Raw genomic sequence first — 12,216 nt, forward strand, 5'->3', positions numbered from 1 at the left:
GTGAAAGTTATTTTGAAGGGCAGATATAGGTTTGGGCTGTTACTTCTATCTTTCGTTTTTTTTTCTTATCTTTTTACTTTATTTAAAATGCAAATTGGGAAGCACTTGTTGTATGATAAAGAAGCAACAGTTCTTTTATCTAGAGTGGATAAAATTAAGGCCTCAAGAGGTGAGATTCTAGATTCAAACTTTAATGTTCTTGCGAATAATCTTACGATATTTGTTTTAAAGATTAGTTTGGAGCAATATTATGGTATGTCTCTTGAGGATAGAGAGGAGATGTTAAATTTTTTATCAAGTATTTTAGGTATTGAAAAAGAGCTTATTATTTCTAAAATTGAGGCTCCTAGAGGATATTTTAAGGATGTAGAAATAGTTGAGCTGAGTCCGGAAATGTTGTTTAGAGTGGCTGAAAAAAGAAGTTATTATCCTGCACTTTTGTGGACATATTCTTTTAAAAGAAATTATTTAGTGGATGATTCTTTTTCTCATTCTATCGGGTATGTTGGCAAGATCAATCAAAGGGAACTTCGTGCTTTTTATAATGTTAAAGGATATGATAATAATTCTACAATAGGCAAATTGGGTATTGAACAAACTTATGATAGTTATATTAGAGGAAAAGAAGGTTTAATTAAATATAGAGTAGATTCTAGAGAAAGAAAAATAGATAGTGGTTCTATTATAGAGTATATGATTCCTGGTAATAGTATTGTTTTAAACATTAATAAGGATATTCAAATGCTTGCAAAGAAAACTTTAGGTGAAAGATACGGCTCTGTAGTGGTGTTAAAACCTGCAACAGGAAGTGTGTTAGCTCTTTATAATTATCCTTATTATTCAATGAATGATGTTTATAATAAATATTCTAAAGAAGATTATTCTTTCCTAAATAGAGCAATACAATCAGTTTATCCCCCTGCATCTATTTTTAAATTAGTTATGACCACAGCATTGTTAGAAGAGAGGGTCATTGATAAGGATAGAAAGATATATTGTTTGGGATATTTCAGAGTGGGCAATAGAATATTTCATTGTTGGCATCGTAGTGGGCATGGTTATGTCAATTTAGAGCAAGCTGTTGCTCATTCATGTAATGTTTATTTTTATATATTGGGACTTAAGTACCTTGGTATTGAAAAGATTTTTAAGTATGCAAAAGAATATGGCTTTGGAGAGAAAACTGGCATTGACTTACCAAATGAGGTTTCTGGTCTTCTTCCAAGTCCGGAATGGAAAGAGAAAACTTTTAATCAAACTTGGGTAGGTGGTGATACTGTAAATTTTTCAATCGGACAGGGTTTTTTGAGTGCTACTCCTATTCAGATTGCTAATATGATAGCTATGATTGCAAATGAAGGCGTTGTTTATAAACCAAGGATTGTTAATAGGATTTTGAATGGAAATAGTAATGAAGTTATTCTTGAGAATGTTCCTGAAGTTCTTAGGAAAACAGATATTATTAGCAAAACTACTTTTAAACTTTTAAAAAATTATATGAGAAATGTCATAACTTATGGTACTGCTAGAAATTCAGTTCTTACGAAAGCTGTCAAGGTTATAGGAAAGACAGGAACAGGTCAAACTGGTGTTACTGGTCTTGAAAATAGTTCTTTTGTTGGGCTTGCTCCTTATGGTGGAGCTCCTGATGAACAAATTATTATCTTTAGTTTGGTTGAAGGAAGAAGTAATGTAGATAATATGTGGGCTGCTAAATCCATAGATTTAATGATGCAAGGGATTTTTGCTAATCAAAGTTATGAAGATATTCTTAAAGAGTATAGACCGTGGTATATTAGGTAGGGACGACAAATGGCTGTTTTTAGGAAAAGTTATGATGCTTTGACATTATTTAGTTTAGTGATGATATCTTTTATTGGAGTTTTACTTATATATTCTAGTGATTATACCTCTAATGGTTCTTTGATAAAAATTGAATATATTAAACAAATTGTATGGGTTTTTAGTGGGTTTTTTATAATTTTTTTCATAGGAAGATATGACCTTAAGATTGTACATGGTATGATTTATCCTTTGTATTTTTTACTGATTGCTTCTTTGATTTTTACTGTTCTTTTTGGTGTTACTGTTAATGGAGCTAGATCTTGGATTGGCATTTGGAAATTAGGAGGACAACCTTCAGAATTTGGTAAAATTATTAGTATTTTAGCTCTTGCTAAATTCTACAGTAGTAGGGAGGAGGGTCATCGTAGTTTTTTTGTTTTTATTTTTGGTTTTATTTTAATTTTGCCTGTTGTTTTGTTTGTATTGTTACAACCTGATTTTGGTACTGCTGTGGTTTATTTGAATATGTTTATATTTATTTCCTTTTTTGCTGGTATAGATATACATTATATTTTATATTTTACTTTAACAGGGATCTTTTCGTTCCTTTTTATGGTTTTGCCGGTTTGGTATGAATATAAGGCAGATATGGGAAGTATTTTATATTTAATTTTTTCAAATAATTTTTATTTTAAAGTGGCTTTTTTAGTATTAGTTTTAGTGTTTTTATTTTCTGCTATAGGTTTTTTTATTTCAAAATATAATTTAACCATTAAATTTGTTTATTTTTATATGTTATTTATGAGTTCAATTTTATTAATTTCAGCTTTCTTTTCTAAGTTTATTTCAAAGTTTATGAAACCTTATCAAGTTAAAAGATTTTTGGTTTTTTTAGATCCAAATATTGATCTTAAGGGAGCTGGCTGGAATTTGAATCAAGTAAAGGTTGCTATTGGTTCTGGGGGAATTTTTGGTAAAGGATTTTTAAAAGGTCCTTATACTCATGCAAAATATGTTCCGTCTCAAAGTACGGATTTTATTTTTTCAATCCTTGCTGAAGAATTTGGCTTTTTTGGGGCTAGTGTAGTTTTAGTATTATTTTTTTTTATTTTTTTTAGGATTTTAATCATAATGAATAAAAGCAAAGATGTGTATATGTCTTTGGTTCTTGCAGGCGTATTGAGTCTTTTATTTTTTCATACATCTTTTAATATTGGCATGTCTTTAGGGCTTTTGCCAATTACAGGTATACCTTTGCCTTTTTTGTCTTATGGTGGTTCCTCTACCATTACTTTCTTTTTGGCTATGACTCTTTATTTTAATATTGAATCTATAGTAACTATGGATTAGAAAATTTTATTTATTGGTTCTTATTTTTTTATCTGTTTTTTTAACAAATTTTTTTGTATATTATATTTATAAATTTAGAAGATTTCTTGTTTATCTATGACTGTAGTTAAATTTTAAATTTATTATAAAATTATATAATATAAAATCTTAGGATTTGTAAGGTGTTGTTATGAGTGAAAACTTAGATAGTAGCAGTGTTCTTTATAATAAAAGACATTCGATTGCACATGTTATGGCAGAAGCTGTGATTGAATTATTTCCAAATACTAAGATTGCCATAGGGCCTCCAATTAAAAATGGATTCTATTATGATTTTGATTTTGAAAAACAGATTACAGAAGATGATCTTTTATTAATAGAACAAAAGATGAGAGAGATTCTAAAGACAGGGAGTTCTTTTATAAAAGAAGTAATAACTAAAGAGCATGCTTTGGTGCTTTTTAAAGATGAGCCTTATAAAATAGATTTAATTCAGGATTTTGATATTAAAGATGAGATTTCGATATATAAAAGTCATCATTTTATTGACCTTTGTAAGGGCCCTCATGTTGACAGTATGAGTAAAATTGATCCAAAAGCGTTTAAATTAACTAATATCGCCGGTGCTTACTGGCGTGGCAATGAGAAAAATAAGATGCTTACTCGTATTTATGGAACTTTATGGAACAATGAAAAAGAGTTAAAAGAATATCTTAGGTTAAAAGAAGAGATAAGAAAGAGGGATCATAGAAAACTTGGGCGTGAGCTTGATTTGTTTTCTGTTCATGAAGAGATAGGTCCTGGTCTTATATTTTTTCACCCAAATGGTGCTAGGGTAAGAGCTTTAATAGAAGATTTTTGGAGAGAAGAACATTTTAGGAATGGTTATGATATACTTTTTACGCCTCATGTTGGTAAATCTTGGCTTTGGGAGACTTCGGGGCATGTAGATTTTTATAAAGAAAGTATGTTTGAAAGAATGGAGATAGATAAGCATAATTACTATGTTAAACCTATGAATTGTCCATTTCATATTGCAATTTATAATACTGGAAAGCATTCTTATAGAGATTTGCCATTTAGATGGGCTGAACTTGGTATGGTGTATCGGTATGAAAAGATAGGTGCTCTTCATGGTACTATGCGTGTTAGAGGATTTACGCAAGATGATGCACATATTATATGCACTTATGAGCAAGTTAAGTCTGAGATTCAAGAGATTTTAAGATTTGCTCTTTATATGTGGAATAAATTTGGATTTACTGACTTAAGAGCGTATATTTCTACAAAGCCGGACAAAGCTGTGGGAGATAAGGACGATTGGGAAATGTCAGTAAGAGTTTTAGAGGAAGCTTTAACTGATCTAAGTATTGCTTATAACGTTGATGAAGGAGGTGGTGCTTTCTATGGACCTAAAATTGATCTTAAAATCATTGATTCTCTTGGTCGAGAGTGGCAGATGAGTACAATTCAATTTGATTTTAATCTTCCTTCAAGATTTAAAATGACTTATATAGCAAAAGATGGCAAGGAAAGGCAACCCTTTTTAATTCATAGAGCTCTTCTTGGTTCTATTGAGAGATTTTTTGGAATTTTGGTAGAACATTATGGCGGAGCATTTCCTGTGTGGTTAGCACCTCTTCAAGTTGTAATTATTCCTGTGAACAATATTGTACAAGAGTATGCCTTAAAAGTATTGTCTTGTTTTAAAAATGAAGGCATTAGAATAAAACTTGATGATGATAGTAATACTAGGATGAGCGCAAGAATTAGACAATGTCAAGTTCAAAAAGTCCCCTATATGTTTATAATAGGAGAAAGGGAGGTGGCAGAAGAAAAAATTTCGATTAGAACCAGGGCAAATGATCAGATTAATGGACTTTCCTTAAAAGAAGCTCTTGAATTTGTGAGATTGAAGGTCAATAATAAGGAGATTTTATAGATTGAATTTCAAGAGTATAATTAGTCCAAATAAAATAACTTTTTTTAGAATTATATTATCTTTTATTATCTTATTTATATTTTTTCTTGAAGATTTTTGGAATCTTTCTTTATTTTTAATCTTAGTTTGGGTTTTAATTACTTTTAATGAAGTAACAGATATTATTGATGGATATGTTGCCAGAAAATATGGTTTGGTTAGTAATGTAGGCAAGATTTTAGATCCTTATGCAGATGTGTTGCAACACTTGACTTATTTTGTTTTTTTCTTTTATAAAGGCATTACGCCATATTATTTTTTTGTAATTTTTATATATCGTGAAATTTCTGTTGGTGTTGTTAGAAATTTAATTATTCAGTTTAATGTAGTTCAGCAAGCTAAGTTTTTAGGTAAATTGAAATCATTATTTTATGCTATTGCGACATTTTCCAGTCTTTTTCTTTATAGTTTAGATAAATTGAAAATTAGTATATTTGTTGAGAATTTTATTAGTTCAATTTTAAATCTAGATTTCAATTTTTCTTTTTGTGTTGGAATGATATATTTTATATCTGCATTTTTGACTATTATATCTTTAATTGAGTATGTTTTTGTATTTTTGGATCTTATCAAGTATGAAAAATAATATATTATTTATATTTGTTTGGATATTAATTAGTTTTCGTTCTTATTCTCAGTTAGATCAAATATTAACGGAAATTAAGCCTTTAAATATTTTAAGTGAAAGTGGGAAGGGGAGTGTTTATCTAAGAGTTAGTAAATCTTCTAACTATATCTTAACTTTTCATAGTTCGCTAGATTCAGATTTTATCTATATGGTGTATGATGTTTTTAACAAAAAATATATCACAGATAAGATAAGAAAAAGAGATATCAAGCTTGAATTGAATAAAGACATTCTTTATGCTGTGATCTATGTTACATCTGAGAATGTAAGCATTAATTTTACCTTGACTGATTTAGATTTGTCAATAATAAGTGGTAATGATTTAAGAGCAAAATCATCTAATATAAAAAAACAAGATAAAACTTTTTTAATAAAGGATTTACCAAGCTTTCAATTGGGTTCAAAACTTAAAAGGTATATTTTAAGAACTTATAACCGTAGTATTTATCTTGCTTATCAGATGGAGCATAGTGATAATATTAAGGTTTCTTCATTTATTGAAAATATTGGTTGGTTTGATATAAGTACTGCTGTTAATGACAATATTACTAATATTGCGTGTTTTGATTTTGCAGTTAATTCTAAAGGAGAATTATATGTAGCCTTTACTACTAAGAATACTAATGATTTTTTTAGCGAACTTATAGTTAAAAAATTTAATAGTCGAAAGTGGATTGATATTAGTCCTAAGTTTAGAGATAACATTGGATTTTTGGTAAGTATTAGCATTGATAAGCAAGATAATTTATATGTGGCTTATTTAAGAAAAATTGATAGTGAATATAAAATAAGTTTTGTTGCAAATAGAGGGTATGGTAGTGTTTGGAACAATATCATGGATTCTTATACCTCTAAAGGCAATGCCAATGTTAATATTTCAAGTATTGGTGTTATTTCTGAACCTTTTTTAGGAATTTTTTATAATTATAAAATCAATGATTATGTTAATTCTGAGTTTATTGTTGATACGGGAAAGAGTTGGGCAAATGCAAATATTCAGTCTGTAAATATGGCAAATTCTGTCAAAATTCTTTCTAATTCTAAGTCTGACCAAGCTGCAATTGTTCTAAGTTGTATAACAAAGGATAGACCTGTTGTAAGTGTATCTACCTTTAAGTGTGATAAATGGCAAAATGTAAGTCCCAATATTAAGATCAAGGGAATGGTTAGTGATATTTTGATTTATCGAAATGACTTATTTTTAACCTTTGAAGATGATAATAATATCAGAATTCTTTATTTTGAAGATGATAATTGGTACTTTCTAAATGAATCTGAAATTTTTAAGAAATTTGTTTGTAGGCCTCAGCTTGCTAGATATCAAAATGAAGGATTTATATTGTCATATCTAAGTTTAGACTTTAAAGTTTTATTCTTTAGCTTGATTAGCTAGTATGAGTTCAAAGTAAGATTTTTTTTCAATATTTTTTTGTAATTTAAATTCTTTTATTATTTCGTAAATTTCTATTTTAGCAAGGCTTAACTTGTTTTTATTATAAATTATTTTTTCTACTTCTAAAAAAGATCCAAGATTTTCAATTTCATTAATTTCTATGTTTAGATTTCTTTTTTTATAAATTAAACTTTTTTTGATTTTTTTATATAGGATTTTAAAATCCATTTGTTTTAAAAAAGATATAAAATTGCTTATATGGTCCACTTTAAATTCGATTTCTTTATTTATTTCTATTTCATTTTCTAAGGATTTAACTTTAAATGTTACAATTTCTTCTGAATCATTAAGTTTTCTTATCCTAATTATTTTTTCTTTATTAAAATAATAAGTATCCTCTTTTATTGCTTCTTTGATAAATTTGAATTTTTGATTAGCCAATTTTAAAATTTCCTTAATTTTTTGGGGAGGAATAAAAGCTTTCGATTCAATTTCAAACATATATTAAAAATAATAAAATTATGGTAATATTTCAATGGTCTATAATTTTGCCATTTTTGTAGTGGTATCTTATATATTTATGTTGAAATTTGAATTTAGTGATAGGTTTTTTCTTTTTAGTTATTTTATTTTTATTATGTTACTGGGCTCTTTGTTATTATCATTACCTATTTCTTGGAATAGTGAGGAAAAATTAGATTATATAGATGTTTTATTTACATCTGTGTCTGCTGTTAGTATTACGGGACTTGTTACTGTAAAGATGGAAAATTTTTCTACTTTTGGGTTTATTGTCATAATGCTGTTGATTCAATTTGGAGGTCTTGGTTTTATAACAATTGCGACTTTTTATTTGCTTATTCCTAAGCGTAAATTGAACTTAACTGATGCTAGAATAATAAAGCAATATTCTCTTTCAAATATTGAATATAATCCTATTAAGATTTTGAAAAGTATACTTTTTATAACTTTTTTAATTGAACTAATTGGGCTAGTATTAATATTATTGTGTTTTAAACTTCGAGGTGTTAGGATTTCATTGCTTGAGGCTTTGTTTACTACAATTTCAGCATTTTGTAATGCAGGGTTTTCTATGCATTCTGAGAGTATTTATGCTTGGCGTGATGTTCCTGAGGCTATAGTTGTTGTTGCTATTTTAATTGTTTGTGGGGGACTTGGCTTTATGGTGTATCGTGATGTTACAAATACTATTAAATATAGGAAAAAGCTGTCTCTTCATGCTAAAATTGTTTTTTTACTTAGCTTTTTTTTAATTGTTTTTGGTGCAGTTGTATTTTTTTTCTCAGAGATTCACAAACTTGAGGAGGGTTATTCACTTGGAGCTCTCATATTGAATTCGATATTTTATTCAATAAGTACAAGAACGGCTGGTTTTAGTTATTTTGAAAATTCTTTTATCACAAGTAAAACTCAGATGCTTTCGTTGCCATTTATGTTCATTGGTGGTGCTCCAGGCTCAACTGCTGGAGGAATTAAGATTACCACTTTCTTTTTAATTGTTCTTGCTGTAGTGAAATCTCAAAATGGTCAAAATGGTGATGGTTATATTATTGGTTCTTATAAGGTTTCAGTTGATAGTATAAGATTTGCACTTTTATTTTTTGTAAGAGCTATTTTTATTTTATGTTTTGCGTTTTTTGTTCTTCTTGCTACTGAGGGTGGTGGTAAGTGTAGAGTTATTGGTTTAGGATATGAAATTTTTTCTGCTTTTGGTACTGTTGGTTTGTCAGTTGGTATTACACAGGATTTGTCATTTTTAGGTAAAGTAATTATAATTTTTACTATGTTTGCAGGTAGAATAGGGCTTTTTTCTATGGCAATTTTTGGGTCACGAAGATCTCGTTTTGAAGAATTTACAAGACCAAGACAAGATATTTTAGTAGGGTGAGAAAGAATGAAAACATTTGTTATTATTGGTCTTAGCAAACTAGGTATACATGTTCTTGAAAATTTGAGTAAACTTGATTGTCAGATTATTATTGTTGATACATCAAGAGAGTTGGTTGAAGAGTATGATGTTATTTCTACAGAAAGCTTTGTTCTAGATCAATTTACTAAAAATGCTTTAAAAAAGATTATTCCTATAGATACTGATGCTGTGATTATTGATTTTGATAATGACCTTGGAAAGAGTGCTCTTATTACTCATTATTGTAATCTTTTAGGTATTAAAGATATATATGTTAAAACTGAAGATAATGATGATGCTGAGATATTAAAAACTCTTGGTGCTACGAAAATTATATTTCCAAGTAAGGATGCTGCAAGAAGATTGACCCCACTATTAGTATCTCCTAATCTTTCTACATACAGTATTGTTGGTTATGATATTATTGTTGCTGAGACTATTATTCCTAAAGAGTATGTTGGAAAAACTCTTCTTGAGGCTGACTTAAGAAGGGAAAAGGGCATTACTGTTATCGCTGTTAGAAATTTAAGCAATTCTAGATATGAATTTGTGGATGGAGATTATTTTTTCTTAAAGGATGATAAAATTGTGATTTGTGGTAAACCCGATAGAATTGAGAGTTTTACAAATAATAAAGATTTGATTAAAGACTTAATATCGGTTTCTAAACCAGATGATATTTCTTCTAAGGTAGAGCCTAAGAGATTAGGATTTTTAGGTCTTTTTGATTTTATGAAAAAATTTAATAAAAATAATAGAAATGATTGATAGGAATTTGAAGATGACTAAGATTATTCCTGTTGCAAGTGGAAAAGGTGGGGTTGGCAAAACCTCTTTTGTTGCTAATATTGGTTATAAACTTGCAAGTTTAGGCAAAACTGTAATACTTGTTGATCTTGATCTTGGTGGTTCTAATCTACATACATGTTTAGGAGTGAAGAATGTTGGTATTGGAATAGGTTCTTTTATTAATAAGCGTGAAAAAGATTTTTCAAGTTTAATTCTTAAAACACCTTATAAAAAGCTTTATTTGATCCCAGGGGATGCTCTTTATACTGGAACAGCCAATATTCCTTTTTCTATTAAAAAGAAGATCATAGAGTCAATTCAAAGAGATCTTGTTGCTGATTTTGTTTTCATAGATTTGGGCTCAGGTACATCTTATAATACAGTAGATTTTTATTTGGCAGCTTACAGTGGTATAATTGTTACTGTTCCAGAAACGCCTTCAATTCTTAATGCTTATTCTTTTTTAAAAAATGCACTTTATCGTCTTTTATATTTAACTTTTCCTCCAAAGAGCGCTGAGCGTGAATATATTAGTAATTTTTTTAAAAATAAAATAGAAGGTACAAACATTAAGTTTAAAGATTTGGTTACGGGAATTGAGGCTGTATCTTTGAGTTCATCGCTTAAGGTAAAAAAGATGATGAATAATTTTTATCCTAGGGTTGTACTAAATAGAATAGAATCTAGTGAAGAAATAGCTATGTGTGAAAATTTAATAAACGTTGTTAAAAATAATATTAATATACCAGTCGAATTTATTGGTTTTATTCCATTTGCAAAAAGTTTTAGAGAATCTGTTAATAATAGAATTCCATTTACTGATTTTGATAAAAACTCTAAACTCAATAAGTATTTTGAGTTTATTGCAAATAATTTAATTAAGTCTCCAGTTGAGGGTTCGCCTTATATCTATGATGATATATACGATATGATTAAGGATCAAAGTCAATTTATTAGGAGATAGCAGAATGATAATGATACTTGTTTTGGAGGAATAATTTAATGAATGGTCTTTTGATAAATAAGAATTTAGGTTTTGAAGATTTAGATTTTAAAATCGAAAATTTAGGAGAATGTAAACAAGATAATCCTTTAATTGATTTTTATGCTAATGAGGGTCATATTCATTTTGCTGATGAGATTAATAAGATTAGGTTTAATATTTATAAAAATGAAGATGTTTGTGATAAATTTGAAAATATTTTTTTAGAAAAGGCTGGACCTAGAAGTAAGATTTATTTCATTCCAGAGCATGTTAAAGCGGCAATCACTACTTGTGGAGGTCTTTGTCCAGGGTTTAATGATGTTATTCGTTCAGTTGTTAGAACCTTATGGAAATTATATGGGGTTCGTAATATTTTTGGAGTTAAATTAGGATATAAGGGTTTGTTGCCAAATGCTAATTTAAATTTTGTTGAGCTGAATCCTGATATAGTAGATGATATTAATCAGTTTGGCGGTACAATACTTGGTTCATCAAGAGGGGGAATTAAACCTATTGAAATAGTTGATACTTTGGAAAGAATGGGAATTAATATGCTCTTTAATATTGGTGGGGATGGAACACAAAAAGGTTCTGTTCTAATTGCTGAGGAAATAGAGAGAAGAAATTTGAAGATTGCCGTTGTAGGTATTCCAAAGACAATAGATAATGATTTTATGTTTGTTCAGAAATCTTTTGGATTTGAAACAGCTGTAGAACAAGCAGTTGCTGCAGTTGCTGGAGCGCATTTTGAGGCAAATAGTGCTTATAATGGAATTGGTCTTGTTAAGGTTATGGGTAGAGATTCTGGGTTTATTGCTGCTTATACAGCTTTATCTTCTAATGATGTTAATTTTTGTCTGATACCAGAACTAGACTTTGATATTGAGGGTCCTAATGGATTTCTTGCTCATCTTGAAAGAAGACTTTTGTCAAAGGGGAATTTGGATGAAATACCTCACGCAGTAATCTTAATAGCTGAGGGAGCAGGGCAAAAATATTTTGATTTTAATAATCGCCAAAGAGATGATTCTGGTAACTTGCTTTATGAGGATATTGGACTTTATATTAAAGCTAAGATTAAGGCATATTTTGAGTCAAAGAATATTCCAATCACTCTTAAGTATATTGATCCTAGTTATATTATTAGAAGTTCACCGGCTAATGCTAGTGATTCTCTTTATTGTGCTCGTCTTGGTTCAAATGCTGTTCATGCGGCTATGGCAGGGAAGACAAAGTTATTAATTAGCTTGTGGAGTACAAAGTTTGTGCATATACCAATAAAGATGGCAGTAATTGCCAGAAATAAAGTGAATATAAATGGTTCTTTCTGGCGAGATGTTCTTGCAAGTACTGGGCAGCCGTTTAGTATGAAGAACTAAAATAATAAAACTTAATT

The 12,216-nt window shown here is 29.0% G+C and carries 10 protein-coding genes; 9 read left to right on the forward strand and 1 reads right to left on the reverse strand.

Translation table 11 applies throughout. The features are described from left to right. The 5 genes from mrdA to K5Q05_RS03585 all read left to right on the forward strand — a co-directional run bounded on the left by mrdA (window position 1) and on the right by K5Q05_RS03585 (window position 7,116). Window positions 1–1,803 (forward strand): penicillin-binding protein 2, encoded by a 1,803-nt coding sequence (gene mrdA, locus K5Q05_RS03565; protein WP_025443499.1) that lies wholly within the window; start codon window positions 1–3, stop codon window positions 1,801–1,803. A gap of 9 nt (window positions 1,804–1,812) precedes the next feature. Beyond that, window positions 1,813–3,135 carry a rod shape-determining protein RodA gene (gene rodA / locus K5Q05_RS03570; RefSeq protein WP_099497053.1) on the forward strand — a complete coding sequence of 441 codons (1,323 nt, stop codon included), beginning with the start codon at window positions 1,813–1,815 and terminating at the stop codon, window positions 3,133–3,135. A 169-nt stretch (window positions 3,136–3,304) separates the two neighbouring features. Further along, on the forward strand, window positions 3,305–5,056 hold the full coding sequence (gene thrS / locus K5Q05_RS03575; protein ID WP_025443498.1) for a threonine--tRNA ligase: 1,752 nt from the start codon (window positions 3,305–3,307) through the stop codon (window positions 5,054–5,056). A gap of 1 nt (window position 5,057) precedes the next feature. Then, the gene (gene pgsA, locus K5Q05_RS03580; protein WP_025443497.1) at window positions 5,058–5,681 is read left to right on the forward strand and encodes a CDP-diacylglycerol--glycerol-3-phosphate 3-phosphatidyltransferase; all 624 of its coding nucleotides are present in this window, start codon (window positions 5,058–5,060) and stop codon (window positions 5,679–5,681) included. Continuing rightward, complete coding sequence (locus K5Q05_RS03585) at window positions 5,671–7,116, forward strand: hypothetical protein (protein ID WP_044003319.1); 1,446 nt, start codon at window positions 5,671–5,673, stop codon at window positions 7,114–7,116. Before pgsA ends, K5Q05_RS03585 begins: the two co-directional genes overlap by 11 nt. On the opposite strand, the gene cyaB is transcribed toward K5Q05_RS03585, so the two are convergent. Then, the gene (gene cyaB, locus K5Q05_RS03590; protein WP_025443495.1) at window positions 7,093–7,617 is read right to left on the reverse strand and encodes a class IV adenylate cyclase; all 525 of its coding nucleotides are present in this window, start codon (window positions 7,615–7,617) and stop codon (window positions 7,093–7,095) included. The genes K5Q05_RS03585 and cyaB overlap by 24 nt on opposite strands. A 79-nt stretch (window positions 7,618–7,696) precedes the next feature. Here cyaB and K5Q05_RS03595 point away from each other — a divergent pair, with 79 nt between their 5' ends. Genes K5Q05_RS03595 through K5Q05_RS03610 form a run of 4 tightly spaced genes read left to right on the forward strand, consistent with a single transcriptional unit; the run spans window position 7,697 to window position 12,199 of the window. Then, on the forward strand, window positions 7,697–9,025 hold the full coding sequence (locus K5Q05_RS03595; RefSeq protein WP_025443494.1) for a TrkH family potassium uptake protein: 1,329 nt from the start codon (window positions 7,697–7,699) through the stop codon (window positions 9,023–9,025). 6 nt (window positions 9,026–9,031) lie between these two features. Then, window positions 9,032–9,814 (forward strand): potassium channel family protein, encoded by a 783-nt coding sequence (locus tag K5Q05_RS03600; protein ID WP_025443493.1) that lies wholly within the window; start codon window positions 9,032–9,034, stop codon window positions 9,812–9,814. 13 nt (window positions 9,815–9,827) lie between these two features. After that, a complete protein-coding gene (locus K5Q05_RS03605) occupies window positions 9,828–10,799 on the forward strand; it encodes a MinD/ParA family protein (RefSeq protein WP_025443492.1) in 972 nt (323 codons plus the stop codon). A gap of 38 nt (window positions 10,800–10,837) precedes the next feature. After that, window positions 10,838–12,199: an ATP-dependent 6-phosphofructokinase gene (locus K5Q05_RS03610; protein WP_051480302.1), complete on the forward strand. Its 1,362-nt coding sequence runs from the start codon at window positions 10,838–10,840 to the stop codon at window positions 12,197–12,199. The last annotated feature ends 17 nt before the right edge of the window (window positions 12,200–12,216 follow it).

This window comes from Borrelia miyamotoi (assembly GCF_019668505.1).
Taxonomy (GTDB): Bacteria; Spirochaetota; Spirochaetia; order Borreliales; family Borreliaceae; genus Borrelia; species Borrelia miyamotoi.